This window comes from Photobacterium toruni, from assembly GCF_024529955.1.
Taxonomy (GTDB): Bacteria; Pseudomonadota; Gammaproteobacteria; order Enterobacterales; family Vibrionaceae; genus Photobacterium; species Photobacterium toruni.
The window spans coordinates 202,908-224,818 of the sequence record NZ_AP024854.1 but is presented as its reverse complement, the minus strand read 5'-3'; the positions used below and the strand labels follow the sequence as shown (position 1 = coordinate 224,818).

Genomic DNA, 21,911 nt, shown 5'->3' with positions numbered 1-21,911 from the left:
ATTTTCTCGCTACAAAAAAGCAGAGCCTAAGCCCTGCTTTGTTATAATAATAATTGCTAACGCTTATGGGCGCGCAACAAAACCTACGGCATGGTAGGCTTTTTTCAATACTTCAGCAGCACGAGCAGAGGCTTTATCAGCACCGGCTTTCATGACGCTATCAAGATAAGCACGATCACCACGAATACGATGATATTCAGCTTGTACTGGCTCTAGCATTGCCACTAACGCTTCACCCACATCTTTCTTAAATGGGCCATACATCTCAACCCCAGCATACTGCGCTTCAATTTCAGCAAACGTCTTGCCCGTTGCGCCAGAATACAACCCCATTAGATTTGAAATACCTGCTTTTTGCTCAATATCATGTGCAATACGTGGTGGCATTTCAGCATCAGTTTGGGCTTTATTAATTTTCTTAAGAATTGACTTTGGATCTTCAAGCAGCGTAATAACATTCTTACGGTTATCATCTGACTTCGACATTTTCTTAGTCGCATCTTGCAAGCTCATTACACGTGCGCCTACCGTTGGAATGTACGGTTCAGGTACTTGGAAAATTGGGCTTTGTTCTGTGCCATAAAGATTATTAAAACGGGTTGCAATATCACGAGCTAACTCTAAATGTTGCTTTTGATCGCTACCCACTGGCACTTGATGTGCACCATATAATAAAATATCAGCCGCCATCAGTACTGGATAACCAAATAAACCTGCATTAACGTCATTGGCATGACGAGCTGATTTATCTTTAAACTGAGTCATACGACTTAGCTCACCCATTTGGGTATAGCAATTTAATAACCAACCTAGTTGTGCATGCTCAGGTACATGAGATTGTACAAACAAAGTACTTTTCTTGGGATCAACACCGACAGCTAAACAAATCGCAAGAGCGTCTAGAGTAGCTTCATGAAGAGCTTTAGGATCTTGACGAACAGTGATGGCATGTAAATCAACCACACAGTACTGACAATCATAATCATCCTGCATCTGTTCCCACTGACGCAGCGCGCCAAGGTAGTTGCCAATACTCAATTCACCAGAAGGCTGTACGCCACTTAATACAATGGGTTTACTCATGATCAGGTTGTCCTGTTAATATCTTTAATTGCATTGACGAAAGGTACTAATAACGCGGTTATCAGTACCTAATGTTGTTTTTTTTAGTGTACACCGTAATGTACTAGCAGCCTAGTTTAACCACATCAAGTAATTGTTTGAAGTGATCACAGACAACATCGGGCTGACTGTCACTGATCGGTTGACCATAGTTATAACCATAAGTCAGCCCTAATGAACGACAACTAGCAGCTTGAGCGGCTAAAATATCATTACGCGAGTCACCGACCATCAACAGTTCAGCAGCTGCAATATGATGTTTTTCCATTAACCAATGCAAAGCGTAAGGATCAGGCTTTTTCAATGGAAAAGTATCACCACCGATAACATCAACAAAATAGGTACTCAAACCATGTTCTTCAAGCAAATGTGGCACAAATTGTGACGGTTTATTAGTCACAATAGCCATTGGTACACCTGCTTGATGTAAGCTTGCTAATGTTGTTTTAACTTCAGCATATAATGCACTTTTTTGGTGGCCACCAATAGCATAATAATGATCAAACAATTCTCGAGCTTGACGCTGTAAAGCGGGATCTAACTCTGGGTCAATATCAAAACTACGGCTTAATGCACGACCAATTAAAATATCAGCGCCATTACCAATCCAAGTGATAACTTGCTCAACTGTCACACCTTCACGACCAAGATGACGCATGGTCAAATCAGCCGCTTCAGCTAAATCAGGTACGCTATCTAATAACGTACCGTCTAAATCAAATGCAATAAATTTAATATTTTCAATCATATTTTCAGAAACCATTAACGCTTAGCCTCAGCTAACTGTGCTCGCATCTTATCAATCGCGACTTTATAATCAGGCTCATTAAAAATAGCAGAGCCAGCAACAAACATATCTGCACCTGCAGCTGCAATTTCAGCAATATTATTTACATTAACACCACCATCCACTTCTAAGCGAATATCACGACCAGAAGCATCAATACGCTGACGAACTTGACGTAATTTATCTAGCGTAGCAGGAATGAAAGATTGACCACCAAAACCTGGATTAACCGACATGATCAAAATCATATCTACTTTATCCATAATGTAATCAAGATGATGCAATGGCGTTGCTGGGTTAAACACTACGCCCGCCTGACAGCCGTGTTCTTTGATCAATTGTAATGTGCGATCAATATGGTCAGTCGCTTCAACATGAAACGTGATCATACTCGCTCCCGCTTTAGCAAAATCAGGAATAATACGATCGACAGGTTTTACCATCAAATGAACATCTATCGGTGCTGTAATACCATAATCGCGTAACGCTTGACAGATAGGCGCTCCAAACGTCAGATTAGGGACAAAGTGATTATCCATAACATCAAAATGAACCACATCAGCACCCGCAGCTAATACGTTTGCTACATCTTCACCTAAACGGGCAAAATCAGCAGACAAAATAGATGGAGCGATCAAAAAGTCCTTCATGTTTAGCCTCTCTACACTAGCGATAAAAAACAACAGGCTCGGCTTACCAAGCGTCTCAATTGTTGTCAGTTTACCCGATCCCCTAAGTGTTGTCTTAATGGATTTATCTATTGCTGTTGTTAGCCATAATTATCAGTACGGCTATCAACATAACCACTACAATCAAAAATAATATGAATCACAAATAAGAAAAGCTGATGGATAAAAAGAAAATTACCGTATGGGGAATAATAAAAAGTGTATTGGCGGCATTATTTGGCGTGCAATCACAACAGCAGCGCCAGCAAGACTTTAACTATTCAAGTCCATGGCCATTTATTGTCATCGGGGGGATTGTTATTGTGCTCTTGGTGATCATAATGATTGCTATCGCTCATCAAGCAATAGCAATCTAAAATCAGAATTATTAGTTATCTGTCGCGACGGGAGTTTTAAATAACGCCAGTAATTCATCGACTTTATTACGACCACCACCATTACGACTAATGGTACGTTTAACTCTAACGACTGACAGATCAGCCCCAGTGTATAAACGGCGGGTTAACGGCGTATCATGATTAGAGATTAACACTGCAATATCACGTTCAGTAGCTGCCTTCTCGGCAATATTTGCTAATGTTGCCTGATCATCCAAACTAAAACCATTACCAGAATAAGAGGTAAAGTTAGCTGTCGTCGATAATGGCGCATACGGTGGATCGCAATAAATTACGCTACCTTTACGTGCCCGCGAAAAAGTTTGACTATAACTTTCACAAATAAACGTCGCACGTTTGGCTTTTTCTGAAAAATAATACATTTCAGCTTCAGGGAAATACGGTTTTTTATATGAACCAAAAGGAACATTAAACCCACCCTTTTTATTATAACGACACAAACCATTAAAACCGTGGCGATTTAAATACAGAAAATAAATTGAACGCTGGTAAGGATCAGTACTGTTATTAAAATCTTCTCTAATACTTAAATAAGCCGCTTTAGTATTATATTCAGGCGTAAATAATCGGCGTACATCTTCAATGTATCGCTCAGGCTCTTGCTTAATAATATTATATAAATTAATCAGATCTGGATTGATATCTGCCAGTAAGTAATGCTCATAATCTGTATTTAAAAACACAGAACCAGCACCTACAAAAGGCTCAACCAATTTACGCGCAGGCGGTAGGTGTCGTTTGATTTCCTCGACCAGAGAATACTTACCTCCAGCCCACTTCAGGAATGCACGATGCTTTTTCATTAAGCTTACCCACCACCACTTACAAGAATGTCACGAAAGGTCGCGGATTGTACCTCATTTACACCCTATGCTGATACCAATTCACAGAAATAACTCACATTAATGACCTTATTTTAAGCGATCTATTTCTTGTGCAATCTTACGATAAGATTTTAACCATGGTTTTAGCTGTTGTAACGATGGGGCTAATTGACGCTTTGCAGTACGAGCCAGACTAGCTGTCGCATAATTCCCCGTAACCACAATAAACCATGACTGCTGATTACGTTCAGTTTGATAGAGCATAACATCTGACAAATTATGTGTTGTTATAAACGCTTTCGCAACAGCCAAACTTTGAGTAGCAGCCAGTTGTATCGCATAATGTTTAGGGCTAGCTAATAACAATTGTTTTTTATCCGCCGCTAATTTGAGTGACCAATCTAATTTAGATGTCGATGATGACATATTTTTTATTGCTTTATTCACAATACCAGTATCTTCGGCTGTGACAGAATGCTCATCTAACATATGATCATCAATAATGGCATCAATTTGCTGATCTGAGATGACTATTCGCTCTTGGCCTTTAATATCATTTTGACGTCCTACGGTTAACCCTTGTGGATTAACTTTAAGTTGTGGTGGTAAAGGATTTTTATCCATCGTGACCACTGTTGATACTGCCGCTGAAGGTACAGCTATAGATGTAGTCTTACTACTCGAACTCGGTGCCATAAAAAGATAACTACCCGCAATTAAAACAATAACCCCCCCACCAATCACAATCGGTAATAATGGCTTCTTGTTTATATTTGAATTCATGGTTATTCCTTCTACTTGTGGTAGATTATGTAAAATAATATTTTGATGACAAGAATCATCAATATCTAATTCTACTGGTACTATTCCTGAACCATGTGCAACATGGGTTAAGGTTTGATTTAATTCATTGCGATTTGCAAATAACACAATATTAATTTGTAACTCAGAATGTTGATTTGCATACAGTGCTAACGCCCATAATTCAGCAATTAAAGTTGAACTCAAAAGATGAGCATCATCAATCACCACCATTAATTTATGTGGTTGATGTGCTAACAAATGTTCAACACTTTGGCATAAAGAATCATGTTCATTAAACATCGCTTGATCAACAAATTGTTGTAGCAATAAAGTACGATGTTGAATATCAGTTTGTCCACGCTGGCACATCAATAATACTTGATGACAATCGGTGGCATAATCTTCAAGAAAAGTGTGCGCAAGCCAAGTTTTACCTGAACCTTGAGCACCAGAGAGGTGAATAAGATGGGAGCTAAACCGCGTAATAAATTGTACTCGAGTCAGCAACTGGATCTGGCTTTCCAGATCCAGACTTTTTCGTTTTGTCATGCGAGAATCATCAATTGGTGGCAGCTTAGCAACCAATAACGTCCTGAAGCACATCAAAAGGAACATCAGCCACAACCTCAGCACGACCAATTGATGTTGGTAATACTAAGCGCAGCTGACCTGACAATACTTTTTTATCTCGCATCATATGCTTAATAAAATCGTCAAAAAACATCGTTTCAGGCGCAACAACGGGCAAATTAGCTCGTTGATGTAATGTAATAATGCGCATTACATCAGCATCACTGATTAATCCCTGCTTTGCGGCAGTCTGTGCTGCGAGAACTGTACCTGCTGACACCGCTTCGCCATGCAGCCAATTACCGTAGCCCATTTCTGCTTCAATAGCATGGCCAAAAGTATGACCAAGATTAAGTAATGCTCTTACTCCTGATTCTTTTTCATCAGCAGCAACAACATCAGCTTTAATTTGACAGCAACGGCTAATGGCGTAACACAACGCCTCGTTATCCAATGCATGTAACCGCTCAATGTTGTTTTCTAGCCAAACAAAAAAATCATGATCGGCAATAATGCCGTATTTGATAACTTCTGCCAATCCTGCTGCCAACTCTCGTTGCGGCAAGGTCTGTAAACAATGATTATCAATAATCACCGCTTTAGGTTGGTAGAAAGCACCAATCATGTTTTTACCCAGACGGTGATTAACCGCAGTCTTTCCACCCACCGATGAATCAACTTGTGCTAACAGCGTGGTTGGCACCTGAATAAAATCAACCCCTCGTTGATAACTCGCAGCAGCAAAGCCGACGATATCACCAACAACGCCGCCACCTAAAGCGACTAAAATCACATCACGACCATAATTACCTTCCAATAAAAATGTCATAATCTGATTAAACGTATCAAGGGTTTTGTACTGTTCACCATCAGGTAGAGAAAGTAGTGCCACTTGGCACGATAATGAACTGATGGTCGCCATTACCTGATCCGCATATAACGGGGCAACAGTGTCATTGCTGACCACAACTACTCGCTTGCCTGCAGATATCACAGATGCAAACAACGCCGAGTTGTCGAACAACTCGGCGCCAATTGAAATAGGGTAGCTTCTGTCATCTAAATTGACATTGATCCGTTCCATGGTCAGCTTCTCTTTTTAATTAATTAACGCTCTTCCAGCATCTTGATGATTTGGTTAGCAACTACTTTCGCACTTTGATCATCAGTACGAACTACGTAGTCAGCAACCTCTTCATACAGTGGATTACGCTCAGCTGCTAGTTCTTCAAGTACTTCACGAGGAGTGTCAGTTTGAAGTAATGGGCGTTTTTTATCACGTTGAGTACGAGCTAATTGCTTTTCAATAGTCGTCTCTAGATAAACAACAATACCACGAGCAGAAAGGCGATTACGGTTCTCTTTATTAATAACAGAGCCGCCACCTGTTGCCAGAACAATACCTTGCTCTTGTGTTAGGTCATCAATTACAGCTTCTTCGCGAACACGGAAACCGTCTTCACCTTCCACATCAAACACCCAACTAATATCAGCGCCAGTACGTTCTTCGATCACAGTATCTGAATCAAAGAATTCCATATGCAGCTGTTGTGCAAGGTGTCTACCAATAGTGCTTTTGCCGGCTCCCATAGGGCCAACCAAGAAAATATTTCGTTTTTCAGCCATTTTTAGCAATTTACGCGCGGTTAATAAAACGACACCACCCGCAGGCTCTATTTAAAATAAGCCCGAGGCGCCAAGTTCCTCACATATAATTCGTGATAAGACATAAAATTATCTCAGGACTGACTACTATTTTGCAATAGCTAGTCGACATCAATCGATATTTTATTAATCCTGTCTTACCCACAGAGGTTGCCATAATGGCTTACCCGAGGTCAGAGGTCAATCGTATTAAGCTCGTAAATATCCTAATAATTGTCAAATAACATGCTTAACACCCACAGAGCAACTCAAGATAAGCCATAGAAATTAAAAGATTTTTACCTACATCAAGTCTGCTGGAGCATTGTTTATAAGCACTATCAGCAAAGTGTTAAGCTTAGTGAAAAATTATTGCATCACAATTTTTGGCGTCACAAAAATCAATAATTCACGTTTTCCAAGTTCTTCCATTTTATGTCTAAATAATGCGCCAAGCACTGGAATATCACCAAGAATAGGCACTTTACGAACGGTATTATTAACTTGGTTTTGATAAATACCACCTAATACGACTGTTTCGCCATTATTCACTAACACTTGCGTACCGATACGTTGCGTTTTAATCGCTACCGCTGTACCAACCCCTGTTGGCACCTCTTCCCCTTTACTGTCTTGAGTGACTTCTAGATCAAGTACCAGCTTATTATCGGGGGTAATTTGAGGTGTTACCATAAGGCTTAATACTGCCTTCTTAAAATCAACGGATACTGCACCACTTGATGATGCCTCTAGATACGGTATTTCTGTGCCTTGTTCAATATAAGCGGTTTTTTTATTGGTCGTCATTAAGCGTGGGCTTGAGATAATTTCAGCTTTACGCTCTGACTGTAACGCTGATAATTCTAAATCAAGTAACACATTACCTAACTTTGCTACTTGAAAAGCAATACTTGCAGCTCCCGCTTGAGTTGCCCCTAAGTTAACGTTAAGAAAATCATCAACAGTGGTGTCATCTAATAATCCAGAACTACCAAGGTTACCTTCAATCGAGCCACCGATCGTTGTGTTACCATCAATGCTAGATACCCCCCAACGAACCCCTAATTCATCGATATTACCTTCATCAATAGTAACAATTCGAGCTTCTATTTGTACTTGCTTAATCGGAATATCAAGCGCTAACACGATATCCTTAATACTGGCAATATTTTCTGGTGTATCTTTAATTATCAATGCATTAGTTCGATCATCAACATGTAACGACCCCCGTTCAGATAACATTCCAACACCATCACTTGAGCCACTTAACAACTCTGAAATATCTGTCGCTTTTGCGTAATTTATTTGAATCAGTTCAGAGCGTAGACTCGCTAATTCTTGCTGTTTCCGCGCGGTTTCCATCACTTGTTGTTCATTAGCCGCGAGTTCAGCCTTAGGGGCAACCAAGAGTACTGAACCACGCACTCGCTTATCTAACCCTTTTGCTTGCAGAATAATATCCAGCACTTGCGGCCATGGCACATTATCTAAACGAAGCGTGACGTTACCACTGACAGTGTCTGCAACGACCAAGTTAAAATCATTGTAATCGGCAATAAGCTGTAAAACATTACGCACGGGAATATCTTGAAAGTTAATTGAAATTGGCTTGCCCTTGTAAGAGACCTTACTTTTGTGTGTCGTTGATGTCGCTTTAGGGGGCGTTCGTTTAATTAAAGTCACTTCCAGATTATTACCTCGAATACGGTAATCGTAGTCATAACGACCCGTCATATTAAATACAAACCGTGCTCCACGAGGCACGTTGCTGGTATCAATGCTATTTACAACTGTCGCAAAATCAGCCACATCTAAAGTATGTATTTGTTCGTTGGTTAATTGAGTATCAAAAATATCCAACTGTAATTTTTTACCTTGGCGGCGAATATCAACTAATGATTGCGGCTGTTTTAAGCTAACAGTAAATATGCCTCGATCTTTACCATCACGATGGAATTTAATATCTTGAACTTGATTAGTAATACCACTTGCTGGCGTAGCTGCTGCGCTCGTTACCGTCAGTAATCCCCAGCATATTAACCATACACTGACGAAAATCTGGCGGCTAAGCCCCCATGTCTGCCCTTTCATAACTCATCCTTGATTAATGCTGAACTAAAGCCAGCTTTGCAGGCCGTGTTAGCCAACAACCTTTGCCATCGGGTAATGTTTCTTCTATTTCAATGAGCTTATCACTCACCTTTATCACCTTGCCGCGATTAAGCCCGACAAATTGTCCTGGCTTAATTTTCACTAATTCACCTTTTGGAGTGTAAACCAAACCCCATAATTGACGCTGATGTCCAATCACCCCTTTCATTGACAATTGTTCTAATGGAAACGTTTCTAACTGAGTCGGTTTATGATCAAATAATGGTTGCCAACAGCTACTATTCGCTTGCTTCGTTAATAATAACTCTGGCCTCGGTCGTAAAAATGGCACTCGTTTACTGGTCATCACAAACGACTCAGCAACAAAAATATAAGGCTCTGCTAATGGTTTTACTTTTGCTTTAGCGTGAGTGTGTGTTTGAGCAATAAACTGCTCAACTGAATCAGTATTAGCCTGACACCCCATTAAACCGAACCCTAACGGTAACAGCCATAATAGTGCTCTCATAGAATCCTCATTTACTGCGGTGTTTTAAAACGATAAGTGGTTGCAGATACAGTCAGAGACAACAACTCATCAAAACCTTGATTATCTGCTCGAGCTAACTCTACATTACGTAAATTAACAATCCGTGGCAGTTGTGCTATCGCTTCGGCAAACTGACCAACTTGCTGGTAAGATCCGGTAATCTGCATATTAAGCGGCAACTCATAATACAAATCATGCTCTATCCGTGAAGCCCACTTAATAGACTGAAAAATCAACCCATTTTTGACACCAATATCATTAATGCTCGCGAGTAAACTGGCTAATTCTTGTTCTTCCGGTAACTGTTCTATCACCTCTTGATAACGACGATTAAGCTCTGCAACTTGTTCTTTAACTCGTGGTAAGGCTGCCACCTGAGCGGCACGGCTAACTAACTGACTTCGAAGGGTCATTTCCTGTTGTTTTTGCTGTTCTAGGGTCTCGGTTAATGGTGTTAACCAATACCAATAACCAAATGCTGATAACAATAATGACAACACTAAAGCAATCAAACACTGTGGTAACAGTGGCCATTCAGTGACTTCATCCAGTTCTAACTCACGCCAATCAATCATGGGTTTTCTCCACTATTGCAGTAGTAAAGGTTGGCTTTGTTGGCTGCTTATTAATAGCTGGCGCGGTTAAATCAAAAGAAGCATTAAATTGTGATTTTGGTTGTTTATCTGCGCTTTTGGTCGTGACTAAAGAGTGCATTTCAATATTATTGAACCATGGTGATTGCTCTGCTTTTCCAAGCAAGGCGGCTAAGTGGCCATTGGTATCACCAAAACCATTTACTCTCACTCGTTGAATGGCAAGATTAACCTCATCAAGATATACCCCCGCAGGTACCACTTCAGGTAATTGATTAAGCAGTTGTGTAACTCGATTGCGCGATAATTGAATATCAGCAATCACTTTTAATCGCAGTTCAATAGCATGTCGCTGCTTATCTAATTCAGGCAAAAAGGCCAACCGCTGCTCTAAACTGGTTAGTTCTTGTTGAAGTTGATTATTGCGGCTTTGTTGCTGCCATTGCTGATTTTCAATATATTCACCAATTGCAGCATTTCCGACAACAGCCACAGCAACACTCGCCATCAACAAACCAACAAAACGCTGTTTATGTTGTTTCCGTCGTAGCTCTCGCCATGGCAATAGATTGAGTTTATCGATCATGCTAGCCCTCGTAATGCTAATCCGGTAGCAACGGCATATTGACTTGACATTAAGTGGGGTAATTCAACCTTCTTAGCACAACTAAAGTGCTGAAATGGGCTCACCCACACCACATCCAGACCAATCAAACGTTGTAATAATGATTCAGACACTAAATGTTGGCTACCACCACATAACCATAACCCTTTGATACCACTACGAGGATGGGTTGAGTTATATAGTTGAATTTGGCGCTTCAACTGTTCTGCTAATTGTTTAGTAAATTGTTCGGCATGATTACAACCAAAATCAACAGCTCCATCTTGATGGTCAAACATAACCGTACCAAATCGAATCTCACGATGATAAGCCGCACTACCTTGTGGTTTCATGCAAAACTCAGTATGCCGTTTTCCAATATCGACAACACCCCATTGGTTATAATGGCTGCCCATCTCAGCCAAATATTCTGCCAACCATAATAATGCATGGGTTTGTAACTCCATGATTTTAGTTTTAAATCCCAGTTTCAGTAACGTATTAATACGGTTATCTATTGTTTCTCGGCGTGAAGCAAATACTTGGAATGGTGTCGTTGACGCTGAATCACTAAAACGATCACTGATCAAAGGAAAGTAATCAAACCATAACTCTTCAACCGGAAATGGCGACGCCGCACCCAATGCTTGCACAATGGCAAACTCAGCCTCCTCTTCACTGAGACTGGTACCTAATTGAACAACCTTGCTGATCACTGCGCTATCAGGTAAGGCCAAAGTGACGGCTTTGGCTTGCCATGGTAATTGCTTTTTAATTTGACGCATTGCTGACAACAGCTCAGCATTATTCACACTATGCTGATCATTTATGACTGTTTTAGTCAATTCAACTTCAACAAAGGCAGTTAACTCAAACTGCTCTTTTTTTTGTTGCAGCACCACAGCTTTTATACTGTGATTACCAATATCTATCCCAACACTTAATGGGTTCCGAAACATCCGTGTTATGCTCCCATGTGGCGAAAAAACAAACTATTTCGAATAAACATCATCAACGGCATTATTAAATTTTTGTTATCTTTATACCTAAAGGTAAAAGATAATAGATAATGACCGTCAGAACGATGGCGTAACGGGAAATCTCAAGTGAAGTTCATAAAGCGATTACTAATACTTGCAATAATTTGCATCACTCTTGGAGTGGGTACAATTTTTGGTTTTTATTTATACCTAAAACCAGACCTACCAGATGTTGCTAAATTAAAAGATGTAGAACTGCAAACACCATTAAGGGTATATAGTGCTGATGGTGAATTGATCTCACAATTTGGTGAGAAACGTCGTATACCATTAACACTAGAACAAATACCACCACTGCTAGTCGATGGTTTTATTGCGACCGAAGACAGTCGTTTTTATGAGCACCACGGTGTTGATCCCATTGGTATCGCTCGCGCCGCTTTTGTGATGCTAACCTCTGGTCATGCTCGTCAAGGTGCCAGTACAATCACACAGCAACTTGCACGTAACTTTTTCTTATCCAATAAAAAGACATTTTCTCGTAAAATTCGAGAAGCTTTTATTGCGATTCATATCGAGCAAATTTTAACAAAAGATCAAATTCTTGATCTTTATCTAAATAAAATTTATCTCGGTTACCGTGCTTATGGTGTTGGTGCCGCGGCGCAGGTTTACTTCGGTAAAAGTGTTGATCAGCTAACATTAAGTGAGATGGCTGTGATTGCGGGGTTACCTAAAGCGCCATCAACTATGAACCCAATTTATTCCATCGATCGCGCGACAACTCGTCGTAATGTGGTTCTTGATCGTATGCTTAAAGAAGGATATATCACTAAAGCACAAATGGATCAGGCACGTTCAGAGCCAATTGTTTCCCATTACCATAGTGCCGAAATTCAACTTTATGCACCTTATGTTGCAGAACGTGCTCGTGCATGGATGGTTAACCGTTACGGTGACGATGCGTACACCAAAGGTATGGACGTCTACACCACCATCAATGCGAAACTACAGCATGCTGCTCAGCAAGCTGCCGTTGATAATTTACTAAATTACGATGAACGTCATGGTTATCGTGGAGCAGCGGCAGTGATTTGGAAGCCGGGTCAAACACCACTTAATGCAAATCAAATCGTTGAGAAACTAAGTAGTCAGCCAACCTATGGTGAATTGATTCCAGCGGTCGTTACTAACGTTAGCCAACAAACGGCAACAGTCGTTACTAAGCAAGGTCAAACGGTCACCTTAAATTGGAATGGTATGAAATGGGCGCGTAAGTTCCAGACCAATAGTTCTCAAGGACCAGCACCAACAACAGCGGCTCAAATATTAACAGCCGGTCAACAGATCTGGGTTCAAAACAAAGCAACAACAGTGGCAGCAACAGCAGATACTGCCGCAGTAACCACTGACCACTGGGTATTGAGTCAAGTACCAGGTGCCAATACCTCGTTTGTTGCGATGTCACCAAACAACGGTGCAATATTGGCGATGGTCGGTGGTTTTAACTACACCCAAAGTAAATTTAACCGTGCGACTCAATCTATTCGTCAAGTAGGTTCGGGGATTAAGCCGTTTATTTACTCGGCAGCCATTCAAAAAGGAATGACGTTAGCAACCCTTATTAATGATGCGCCAATCACTAAATGGGATAAATGGCAAGGCACCGCATGGCGACCAAAGAATGCCGATGGTCGTTATGGTGGCCCTACCCGTGCGCGTATTGGTCTGGCTCGTTCTATCAACGTAATGGCAATTCGAGTATTACGACTCGCTGGTTTAGATTACACCATTAATTATCTAACCCGTTTTGGCTTTAAACGTGCTGATCTTCCTCACGCAGAACCATTAGCATTAGGTGCAGGTAGTTTAACACCACTAGAGTTGGCACAAGGTTATTCTGTATTTGCTAATGGTGGTTATGCTGTTAAACCATTCTTAATCAATAAAGTTGATAATAGTGATGGTGAATTAATTTACAGTGCTAACCCTAAAATTGCCTGTAATGATGTTTGTCAAAGCCAAAATCCACAAGCAAAAATGCAAGTGGCATTAGCAACAGCAGCAGCCACTGCGGCTGAAAATACACCTGCAGATCAAAAACCAGTAGCACCTGTAACAGCAAAACCGACCTTAGCAGAACTTGAGCAAGTGATCACACCACCAGCAGTACGTTATGCGCCGGAAGTGATCAGCGAGCAAAATGCGTTCCTTGTCCGTCAAATGTTAAACAGTAATATTTGGGGTGAACCTGGTCATCTTTACGGTACAGGCTTTAGAGCTCGCGTATTAGATCGACATGATATTGGTGGTAAAACAGGTACCACTAACGACTCAAAAGATGCTTGGTATACCGGCTTTGGTCCTAATATTGTCGCTACAACGTGGGTGGGTTTTGATGATCACCGCCACACACTTGGACGCACGAGCTTTAATAAAAACCTCGGTAAAAACCAAGTGACGGGCGGTGAATACGGCGGTAATGCAGCCCAACCAGCATGGATCAGCTTTATGCATACTGCACTGAAAAATACACCAGAGCAGCCTCCGCAAATTCCAGCTGATATCGTTAAAGTACGAATTGATCGTGCGACAGGTAAATTGTCTGATAGTGATGGCTCAAACTCAATGTATGAATACTTCATCAAAGGCACAGAGCCTACGCAATCAGCAAGCCAAATCAATTCTGAACAGAAATTTGATACGGAAACAGCAGAAGAGCTATTCTAATTACGGTTGCTAATCACAATCAAAAAGAGCGCCAAATCGGCGCTCTTTTTTTATGTAACTATTATGATTAATCGTCACTATTTAATATTATTGTTGTACATGCTTCTCAAAAATATCAGGCATCTTAGATTTTATCACTGCGGCTAATTTCTCATAACGAGATTTCAGCGGTGAACCAGGGCGATAAGCTAACGTAATTAGCCGTGTTGGTTGCGGATGTTCTGCCGCAATATAACAAACACCATCACGACAATGCTCTTTCGGGGTTGCCAACTGAGGTAATAACGTGATGCCACTGCCTGCAGCAACCATATTACGTAAAGTTTCAAGACTGGTCGCTTTAAAACGCCCATCATCACGCGCTCCCGCAGCAAAACAAAATCCTAATGCTTGGTTACGTAAACAGTGACCATCTTCTAACATCAGCAATGTTTCACCATGCAAGCGTGACATATCTATTTCTTTCTCTTGTGCCCATAAATGAGTTTCAGGTACGGCAAGCATCATCGGTTCATCATATAATGGCAGTTCAATAAACGGTTCACTTTCTTTTACCGCCGCTAAAATCATACAATCTAGCTTACCTTCTTCTAACTGCTGCACCAATTGATGAGTTTGTGCTTCATGTAAAAACAGTTCTAGATCAGGAAACGCTTCTTTTAAGGTAGGAATAATTTGCGGTAATAAATATGGACCTACTGTTGGAATAAAGCCAATATGTAACGGACCGGCCATGCTTTCTCCTTGTAAACTAGCAAGTTCGGTCAGTATTTTGACCTCAAGCAACACTTTTTGCGCTTGGGCGACTAAACTCAATCCCGCATCGGTAAAAAGTACGCGACGACTGGTTCGTTCTAATAGTGATACGCCTAATTCATCTTCTAATTTACGAATTTGACCACTTAGGGTTGGCTGGCTGACGTAACATGCTTCAGCTGCTTTACGAAAATGCTTATGTTCAGATAGGGCGACAAGGTACTCAAGATCTCGAATATTCATTAGCTATGGGTTACCGATAGGAATTAACTATTAAAACCATAGCAGTAAACGATTAGAACTATCAAGCGTAAAGTTACATAATTACTTCATCAATATGGAGAACATATTTACGAAGCTCCGATTGCATTAAATTAATTTATATTTTTTAAGGAATCACATTATGTTCGCATCTAAAGAAGGTCAGCCAGTTCCTCAAGTTACTTTCCACACTCGTCAAGGTGATCAGTGGGTAGATGTAACAACTGATGAGTTATTTGCTAATAAAACTGTGGTTGTATTTAGCCTTCCTGGCGCATTTACACCAACATGTTCTTCTAGCCACCTACCTCGTTACAACGAGTTAGCACCAGTATTTGCTGAAAATGGCGTTGACGACATTCTATGTGTATCGGTTAACGATACGTTCGTAATGAATGCATGGAAAGCAGATCAAGAAGCAGAAAATATTACTTTCATTCCTGATGGTAATGGTGAGTTCACTAACGGCATGGGCATGTTAGTTGAAAAAGATGACCTAGGTTTTGGCGCACGTTCATGGCGTTACAGCATGCTAGTGAAAAACGGCATCGTTGAGAAAATGTTTGTTGAAAACGAAGAACCAGGCGACCCGTTCAAAGTATCTGATGCTGATACAATGTTGAACTACATTGCACCTGACCAAAAGCTACAAGAATCAATCACTGTATTCTCTAAGCCAGGTTGTCCTTTCTGTGTGAAAGCAAAACAGAATTTAATCGACAAAGGTCTACAATATGAAGAAATCGTATTAGGCAAAGATGCAACCACGGTTTCTCTACGTGCAATTACAGGCCGTAGTACGGTTCCTCAAGTATTCATTGGCGGTAAACACATTGGTGGTAGCGAAGAATTAGAAATTTTCTTAGGCTAATTTGTCACCACAAAAATTGCCAATAAAAAGCCCTCACTTTAGATGAAGTGAGGGCTTTTAGTTTTCTTATAGATGATACAAATCAGCAGTAACACTCAATTAAGCGACATTAATCGCCTCTATTCGCTGCGCTTGATCAAGCCATACCTCTAATGCCACTTCATCACAGGCATGCTGTCGAGGGCAGCGCTCACAATCTTTCATCACTTTTTCTGGCAACAATGCTTTTGAGGTTGGCGTAAAACTGTGCTTCATAAAGAATTCAGGTACTCGCGTTAACACAAACACTTTTTTAATCGCCATTTGAGTCGCTTTTTCTAGCAAGTGTTCAACAATCGCTTTTCCTTGACCTTGCTGTTGCCATCCGGCTTCGACGCCTAAAGATCGAATTTCAGCGAGCCCAGAGTCATAAACATACAGTGACGCACACCCTGTAACCACACCGTGATTTTCTGCTACTGCAAATGAGCCAATATCACGCACTAACTCATTACGGTTGCGCGGTAAATTCTCACCTAATCCAGCCCAATAGACCACCATCCCCTCTATCGCATCGAGATCCGTTAGCCGCGCACCACGTACCTTCACATTTGGTGAATAACGCTTATCAAGCCGCTTTTCAGCCTGTCCAATCGCGTAATCAACTTGGTTTGGCGCAACACCACCTAGGGCGCAACGTTTATCTAAACATGACTCAATAGTGAGGATTGGATACACATCAGCTTCAATAACCGCTGAGAATTGTTTCATTTCATCCAGCGACAATTGTTCCAATGCACAGCCTTTAGCAATTGCCGCCACCACCGCAACACCAACAATATGGTGCGCTTCACGGAATGGAATGCCTTTCGCTACTAAATAATCAGCAAGCTCTGTAGCGTTAGAATAGCCTTGCATTGCAGCTTCTAAAGTACGGTCTTTATTAACCTGAATACCGTCAAAACAAAGCGCCGCCATTTCCATGCAATCATGCCAACTATCTAACGCATCAAATAAGCCTTCTTTATCTTCTTGCATATCTTTATTGTAAGCCAGCGGTAATGCTTTAACCGTCATCATCATCGCCGTCATCGCACCATACACTCGGCCACACTTACCACGAATAAGCTCAAGGGCATCCGGATTTTTCTTCTGCGGCATCAATGACGAGCCCGAAGTCACCGCATCATCAAGTTCAATGAAATTAGATTCACCAGAATTATAGAAAATTAGATCTTCCGCCATTCGCGATAGGTGCAACATTGAAATCGAGGCTGTGGATAATAGCTCCATCACATGATCACGATCAGACACTGAATCAAGACTATTACGGGTTGCGCGCTGAAAACCAAGACTATGAGCTAACACTTCACGATCTATTGGATAAGCCGTTCCAGCAAGAGCACCAGAGCCTAATGGACAGGTATCTAACCGCGTCATGGCATCATTTAAACGTGAATGATCACGCTCTAGCATTTCAACATACGCTAAACACCAATGGGCAAAAGTAACTGGTTGTGCCCGTTGCAAATGGGTATAGCCAGGTAATACCGTCGCTTGATGCTGGCGAGCAACACAAACTAATTGCTGTTGTAATTTATCGAGCATTAATAAGAGTTGCTGCCCTTGCTGACGACACCAGAGCTTTAAATCAGTAGCCACCTGATCATTACGTGAACGACCAGTATGAAGTTTTTTACCCAGATCACCCACTTTGGCAATCAACTGTTGTTCAACCCAACTATGAATATCTTCAGCATCAGAAGCCAGAATTTGCTCAGGATCTTCCATTACTGCTAATTTGAGCTCATTTAATGCCAATTCAAGCTGCTGTTGCTCTGTTTCAGTAAGCACATTCACTTGGCGCAGGGCTTTTGACCAAGCTATTGAACCGACAATATCTTGCTCTGCGAGTCGATAGTCAAAACGCAACGAATCATTAAATTGTTTAAATCTGATGTCAGCTGCCTGACTAAACCGCCCACCCCATAATGCCATGCTGAATCTCCTGTTACTGTCTAAACGAAGTCATATTGAGAGGCTTACGTTGCAATGAATAGCGCAATCATTACAGCGTAAGTAACAATATTGATTGAGTTATTTATTTTTGACTATTAAGCGCACGAATACGGCTCGCCAAAGAATACAAACGAATAAAACCACCAGCATGGCTATGATCATAAACATCATCTTCACCAAACGTCGCAAACTCTTCCGAGTACAAACTATTAAGTGAACGCTTTTGAATAACGGTAGCTTGGCCCTTATACAATTGAATCACCACTTCACCAGTTACATCTTGTGCGAGTGTGTCTGCAGCAGCTAATAACGATTGGCATAATGGTGTAAACCAGCGGCCATCATAAATAAGGTGTGATGCTTTAAGTCCCAATGTTTGACGAAATTCAAATGATTCTTTATCTAGCACCAATTGCTCAACCGCACGTAATGCTTCCATCATGATGGTGCCACCAGGGGTTTCATAGCAACCACGTGATTTAATTCCTACGAGGCGGTTCTCAACAATATCAATCCGTCCAATACCATGCTCTGCCCCTTTTTCATTGAGGTAATTTAATGCGTTATAAGGCGTCATTGGTTCACCATCAACCGCAACCACTTCACCATTTTCAACTAAAATCGATACTTTTTCCGCGACATCAGGTGCTTGTTGTGGATCTTTAGTCCATACCCAGCACAAGTCATTAGGTGCATTCCAGGTATTTTCAAGCACACCACCTTCAGTTGACACATGCCATGCATTAGCATCACGCGAGTAAATTTTCTCTAGCGATGCAGTACAAGGAATGTCACGCTCAGCCAAATAATCAAGTAGAGCTTCACGGCTACGTAAATTCCATTCACGCCATGGTGCAATGACTGTCAGTTGTGGCGCAAGTGCAGCAAAAGCCCCTTCAAAACGCACCTGATCATTACCTTTACCCGTACACCCATGACATAACGCATCGGCGCCAACCTCTAATGCACATTCAACTTGTGCTTTGGCAATAATTGGACGCGCCATTGAGGTTCCCAATAAATATTTACCTTCGTAAATAGCACCTGTTTTAAGCGATGGATAAATATAATCTTTAACCATCTCTTCTTTTAAATCTGCGATGTAACACGCCGATGCACCAGAGGCGAGTGCTTTAGCTTCAATGCCCACCAACTCTTCTTCACCCTGACCAACATCTGCCACAAACGCGATCACTTCGCAGTCATAGTTTTCTTTTAACCATGGAATAATGGCTGAAGTATCTAAACCACCGGAATAGGCCAATACCACTTTATTAATCTTGCTCATCTGCTGCTCTCCTTTTCAGCCTTGTCGCGGTCATCCCGTTTAGGCACTATTTTCAAAAATATTAATTCGTCGTAGTCAATCAATCAGTTTTTATCAATACCGCTTTAATCGCCGATAGCTGACGGTGTAAATCGAGTCCCAATACTGTCGCCACCTAATAAGGCATTAAGCTTGTCGGGATAACGCCAACTCGCTACTTCAATCGCACGCCCTAGTGCTTTAGCCGCCGTAAATGCCGCACGAACTTTGACGATCATGCCATCAGTGATCACAGCTTGTGCAATTAACATTTCAGCTTCAGCTTCTGTTAACCGCTTAATTAGATTACCTTTACCATCCAACACCCCCGTCACATCGGACAGTAATACCAACTCACCATCAACCGCTGCAGCAACTGCAACTGCGGCTTGATCAGCATTAACATTCATCATTTCACCCTGAGCATCGAGCCCAATAGAACTGATGATTGGCACAAAACCTAACTGCATTATTTGATGAACTAAAGCACCGTTATTAGGTTCAGCATGACCAACAGCACCAAGCTCAGGATCTAATTGACTGACAGTACACAAACCACCATCAGCTAAACTTAGCCCTACAGCAGCAACCCCTGCTTTAACGGCTTGCCCTTGCAGCATTTTATTAGCAGTGCCTGCTAGTGCGCCGGTAATCAGACCGATTTGGTCAGTTGGTGTAACCCGTAACCCTTGTTTTTTAACTGTCGGTAATTGCAATTTTTTCATAAGTTCATCAACGAGATACCCTCCACCGTGAACAAATAATATTGGTCGTTGTGAGCGTGATTGATACGCATTGATGGTTGAAAACAATCGCTCTAAGGTGACATTACATTCCAATGCTGCACCGCCAAGTTTGATCACTAAAGGGACTTGACTCATTGTATTACTCCTACACCAACGCGGTTAACTGAGGAAAACCATTACGAATATTTATGCACTGAACTGCTTGTGACGAAGCCCCTTTCAATAAATTATCAATCGCGGCAGTTAAAATAATATGCTCGCCTTGCACCTGCCAGCCGATGTCACAAAAGCAACTACCGACAACGTCATCCAGTTTAGCCGTGTTATTGTTAAGCAACCGTACCGCATGTTGATCCGCTGTATTTAAATAAGCAGATTCCATTGCCGCCGTTACTTCTTCAGCAGTCACACCAGGCGCTAACTTCGCAGTAATAGTCGCTAAAATTCCGCGTTTAAAATTACCCAAATGAGGCGTAAAAATAACATCACAGTTAAGATGATGAGAAATTTCAGGCTGATGTCGATGAGTAAATAATCCGTAAGCCTGTAAGCTCACCTCACAAAAACTATTGGTCATGGTGGCTTTTCGTCCAGCACCAGAAACACCACTGACCGCATTAATTACTGGCCATTGATGGCTATCAAGCAGACCAGCCATAAGTAGCGGTTTTAGCGCTAATTGAGATGCGGTGGGATAACAGCCAGGAACCGCGATTAACTGTGCTTGACGAATTTGATCATGATTCCATTCCGCTAAGCCATAAACAGCACGGTCTAGCAATGCGTCATATTGGTGCTTAAAACCATAATATTGATCATAAAAACCATCCGCTTTCACTCTAAACGCACCTGATAAGTCAAACACCTGACAACCCATATTTATAAACTCAGCAGCAATATCATGACTCACTTCATGGGCGGTTGCTAACAACACAATATCGATATTCGTCGCAGCCGTTTTAATATCCGTTAACGGCTGTAACGGTAAATCCACCACACCGTACAGTTGACCATGCAACGCACTTAATGGTTTTCCAGCATCAAAACTGGTGGCTGAAACATATAAACCGCTAAGCGTTAACTGCGGATGACGACTCACTATTTTTGCTAGTTCTGCGCCGGTATAACCACTAGCGCCAACAATAACCGTGTTTAACATTGCTAATTCCATATCGTAGTAGTGTTATTGAGCCGTCATTAAAAAATTGGAGCTATGGCTAAATAGAGATAATTGTCATAACGGCTAACAGAGGTGTGCTGTAAACAGCATAGAAAAGGCACGTAAAAGCACCTAAGGCTAAAGAATTAGCGTCGTCGAAGGGAGATAAAGGCAGATGTATAGATTTGGTTCATGATAATAACTTCCTGCATTAAACAATAAACCCAGAGCGTTCCGTTGCTCAAGGATAAATAAACAACCAATGGCATTTATTCATAAATTTGAATTAATATGTTTACTGGTTAAATTACATACTGTCAATAGAATATTGATAAAAAAATATATTTCGTTAGCATTTGGTTAACTTATTTACACGTAAAGTATAACACATGTGATTATTTAAACAGCAAAAACAATCTTTAAGTTAT

20 protein-coding genes are annotated in these 21,911 nt (G+C 41.2%); 3 read left to right on the top strand and 17 right to left on the bottom strand.

Annotation, left to right across the window (positions count from 1 at the left end):
- Positions 1 to 63: 63 nt before the first annotated feature.
- From trpS to rpe, 3 genes are all read right to left on the bottom strand, one after another.
- Entirely contained in the window at positions 64 to 1,083 is a 1,020-nt protein-coding gene (gene trpS, locus OC457_RS01060; protein WP_080174375.1) for a tryptophan--tRNA ligase, read from the bottom strand.
- A 103-nt stretch (positions 1,084 to 1,186) separates the two neighbouring features.
- A complete protein-coding gene (locus tag OC457_RS01055; RefSeq protein WP_080174407.1) occupies positions 1,187 to 1,870 on the bottom strand; it encodes a phosphoglycolate phosphatase in 684 nt (227 codons plus the stop codon).
- A 14-nt stretch (positions 1,871 to 1,884) separates the two neighbouring features.
- Entirely contained in the window at positions 1,885 to 2,559 is a 675-nt protein-coding gene (rpe, locus tag OC457_RS01050) for a ribulose-phosphate 3-epimerase (RefSeq protein WP_080174374.1), read from the bottom strand.
- A gap of 197 nt (positions 2,560 to 2,756) precedes the next feature.
- On the opposite strand from rpe, the gene OC457_RS01045 reads away from it, so the two are divergent.
- The gene (locus OC457_RS01045; RefSeq protein WP_080174373.1) at positions 2,757 to 2,954 is read left to right on the top strand and encodes a DUF2970 domain-containing protein; all 198 of its coding nucleotides are present in this window, start codon (positions 2,757 to 2,759) and stop codon (positions 2,952 to 2,954) included.
- 11 nt (positions 2,955 to 2,965) lie between these two features.
- Here the strand turns inward: OC457_RS01045 and dam are convergent, their stop codons facing one another.
- The 9 genes from dam to pilM all read right to left on the bottom strand — a co-directional run bounded on the left by dam (position 2,966) and on the right by pilM (position 11,635).
- Positions 2,966 to 3,799 carry an adenine-specific DNA-methyltransferase gene (gene dam / locus OC457_RS01040; protein WP_080174372.1) on the bottom strand — a complete coding sequence of 278 codons (834 nt, stop codon included), beginning with the start codon at positions 3,797 to 3,799 and terminating at the stop codon, positions 2,966 to 2,968.
- A 108-nt stretch (positions 3,800 to 3,907) separates the two neighbouring features.
- Positions 3,908 to 5,173 carry an AAA family ATPase gene (locus tag OC457_RS01035; protein ID WP_262054067.1) on the bottom strand — a complete coding sequence of 422 codons (1,266 nt, stop codon included), beginning with the start codon at positions 5,171 to 5,173 and terminating at the stop codon, positions 3,908 to 3,910.
- Between the two features lie 25 nt (positions 5,174 to 5,198).
- Complete coding sequence (gene aroB / locus OC457_RS01030; protein WP_080174370.1) at positions 5,199 to 6,278, bottom strand: 3-dehydroquinate synthase; 1,080 nt, start codon at positions 6,276 to 6,278, stop codon at positions 5,199 to 5,201.
- 23 nt (positions 6,279 to 6,301) lie between these two features.
- Entirely contained in the window at positions 6,302 to 6,820 is a 519-nt protein-coding gene (aroK, locus tag OC457_RS01025) for a shikimate kinase AroK (RefSeq protein ID WP_045035958.1), read from the bottom strand.
- 387 nt (positions 6,821 to 7,207) lie between these two features.
- A complete protein-coding gene (locus OC457_RS01020) occupies positions 7,208 to 8,929 on the bottom strand; it encodes a type IV pilus secretin PilQ (protein WP_080174369.1) in 1,722 nt (573 codons plus the stop codon).
- Positions 8,930 to 8,942: 13 nt separating this feature from the next.
- A complete protein-coding gene (locus OC457_RS01015; RefSeq protein WP_080174368.1) occupies positions 8,943 to 9,458 on the bottom strand; it encodes a pilus assembly protein PilP in 516 nt (171 codons plus the stop codon).
- Between the two features lie 11 nt (positions 9,459 to 9,469).
- Positions 9,470 to 10,054 carry a type IV pilus inner membrane component PilO gene (gene pilO, locus OC457_RS01010; RefSeq protein ID WP_080174367.1) on the bottom strand — a complete coding sequence of 195 codons (585 nt, stop codon included), beginning with the start codon at positions 10,052 to 10,054 and terminating at the stop codon, positions 9,470 to 9,472.
- Positions 10,047 to 10,658: a PilN domain-containing protein gene (locus tag OC457_RS01005; protein WP_080174366.1), complete on the bottom strand. Its 612-nt coding sequence runs from the start codon at positions 10,656 to 10,658 to the stop codon at positions 10,047 to 10,049. The genes pilO and OC457_RS01005 overlap by 8 nt, the downstream gene beginning before the upstream one ends.
- Positions 10,655 to 11,635, bottom strand: coding sequence for a type IV pilus biogenesis protein PilM (gene pilM, locus OC457_RS01000; protein WP_080174365.1), 981 nt, complete (start codon positions 11,633 to 11,635; stop codon positions 10,655 to 10,657). The genes OC457_RS01005 and pilM overlap by 4 nt, the downstream gene beginning before the upstream one ends.
- A 147-nt stretch (positions 11,636 to 11,782) precedes the next feature.
- Here pilM and OC457_RS00995 point away from each other — a divergent pair, with 147 nt between their 5' ends.
- A complete protein-coding gene (locus tag OC457_RS00995) occupies positions 11,783 to 14,386 on the top strand; it encodes a penicillin-binding protein 1A (protein ID WP_080174364.1) in 2,604 nt (867 codons plus the stop codon).
- Positions 14,387 to 14,473: 87 nt separating this feature from the next.
- On the opposite strand, the gene oxyR is transcribed toward OC457_RS00995, so the two are convergent.
- Positions 14,474 to 15,385 (bottom strand): DNA-binding transcriptional regulator OxyR, encoded by a 912-nt coding sequence (gene oxyR, locus OC457_RS00990; RefSeq protein ID WP_080174363.1) that lies wholly within the window; start codon positions 15,383 to 15,385, stop codon positions 14,474 to 14,476.
- 160 nt (positions 15,386 to 15,545) lie between these two features.
- On the opposite strand from oxyR, the gene OC457_RS00985 reads away from it, so the two are divergent.
- Entirely contained in the window at positions 15,546 to 16,274 is a 729-nt protein-coding gene (locus OC457_RS00985) for a glutathione peroxidase (RefSeq protein WP_080174362.1), read from the top strand.
- Positions 16,275 to 16,373: 99 nt separating this feature from the next.
- Here the strand turns inward: OC457_RS00985 and argH are convergent, their stop codons facing one another.
- From argH to argC, 4 genes are all read right to left on the bottom strand, one after another.
- A complete protein-coding gene (gene argH, locus OC457_RS00980; protein WP_080174361.1) occupies positions 16,374 to 18,251 on the bottom strand; it encodes an argininosuccinate lyase in 1,878 nt (625 codons plus the stop codon).
- A gap of 103 nt (positions 18,252 to 18,354) precedes the next feature.
- On the bottom strand, positions 18,355 to 19,560 hold the full coding sequence (locus OC457_RS00975; protein ID WP_080174360.1) for an argininosuccinate synthase: 1,206 nt from the start codon (positions 19,558 to 19,560) through the stop codon (positions 18,355 to 18,357).
- Positions 19,561 to 19,664: 104 nt separating this feature from the next.
- Positions 19,665 to 20,459 carry an acetylglutamate kinase gene (gene argB / locus OC457_RS00970; RefSeq protein WP_080174359.1) on the bottom strand — a complete coding sequence of 265 codons (795 nt, stop codon included), beginning with the start codon at positions 20,457 to 20,459 and terminating at the stop codon, positions 19,665 to 19,667.
- 10 nt (positions 20,460 to 20,469) lie between these two features.
- Positions 20,470 to 21,483: an N-acetyl-gamma-glutamyl-phosphate reductase gene (gene argC, locus OC457_RS00965; protein WP_080174358.1), complete on the bottom strand. Its 1,014-nt coding sequence runs from the start codon at positions 21,481 to 21,483 to the stop codon at positions 20,470 to 20,472.
- Positions 21,484 to 21,911: the final 428 nt, after the last annotated feature.

Excerpts from the sequence above, each read along its gene's own strand:
- trpS (WP_080174375.1), bottom strand. The coding sequence starts at position 1,083 with ATGAGTAAACCCATTGTATTAAGTGGCGTACAGCCTTCTGGTGAATTG.
- pilM (WP_080174365.1), bottom strand. The coding sequence starts at position 11,635 with ATGTTTCGGAACCCATTAAGTGTTGGGATAGATATTGGTAATCACAGT.
- OC457_RS01055 (WP_080174407.1), bottom strand. The coding sequence starts at position 1,870 with ATGATTGAAAATATTAAATTTATTGCATTTGATTTAGACGGTACGTTA.
- pilO (WP_080174367.1), bottom strand. The coding sequence starts at position 10,054 with ATGATTGATTGGCGTGAGTTAGAACTGGATGAAGTCACTGAATGGCCA.
- rpe (WP_080174374.1), bottom strand. The coding sequence starts at position 2,559 with ATGAAGGACTTTTTGATCGCTCCATCTATTTTGTCTGCTGATTTTGCC.
- dam (WP_080174372.1), bottom strand. The coding sequence starts at position 3,799 with ATGAAAAAGCATCGTGCATTCCTGAAGTGGGCTGGAGGTAAGTATTCT.
- aroK (WP_045035958.1), bottom strand. The coding sequence starts at position 6,820 with ATGGCTGAAAAACGAAATATTTTCTTGGTTGGCCCTATGGGAGCCGGC.
- OC457_RS01035 (WP_262054067.1), bottom strand. The coding sequence starts at position 5,173 with ATGACAAAACGAAAAAGTCTGGATCTGGAAAGCCAGATCCAGTTGCTG.
- OC457_RS01020 (WP_080174369.1), bottom strand. The coding sequence starts at position 8,929 with ATGAAAGGGCAGACATGGGGGCTTAGCCGCCAGATTTTCGTCAGTGTA.
- argH (WP_080174361.1), bottom strand. The coding sequence starts at position 18,251 with ATGGCATTATGGGGTGGGCGGTTTAGTCAGGCAGCTGACATCAGATTT.
- OC457_RS01015 (WP_080174368.1), bottom strand. The coding sequence starts at position 9,458 with ATGAGAGCACTATTATGGCTGTTACCGTTAGGGTTCGGTTTAATGGGG.
- oxyR (WP_080174363.1), bottom strand. The coding sequence starts at position 15,385 with ATGAATATTCGAGATCTTGAGTACCTTGTCGCCCTATCTGAACATAAG.
- argB (WP_080174359.1), bottom strand. The coding sequence starts at position 20,459 with ATGAGTCAAGTCCCTTTAGTGATCAAACTTGGCGGTGCAGCATTGGAA.
- aroB (WP_080174370.1), bottom strand. The coding sequence starts at position 6,278 with ATGGAACGGATCAATGTCAATTTAGATGACAGAAGCTACCCTATTTCA.
- OC457_RS00985 (WP_080174362.1), top strand. The coding sequence starts at position 15,546 with ATGTTCGCATCTAAAGAAGGTCAGCCAGTTCCTCAAGTTACTTTCCAC.
- argC (WP_080174358.1), bottom strand. The coding sequence starts at position 21,483 with ATGTTAAACACGGTTATTGTTGGCGCTAGTGGTTATACCGGCGCAGAA.
- OC457_RS01045 (WP_080174373.1), top strand. The coding sequence starts at position 2,757 with ATGGATAAAAAGAAAATTACCGTATGGGGAATAATAAAAAGTGTATTG.
- OC457_RS01005 (WP_080174366.1), bottom strand. The coding sequence starts at position 10,658 with ATGATCGATAAACTCAATCTATTGCCATGGCGAGAGCTACGACGGAAA.
- OC457_RS00975 (WP_080174360.1), bottom strand. The coding sequence starts at position 19,560 with ATGAGCAAGATTAATAAAGTGGTATTGGCCTATTCCGGTGGTTTAGAT.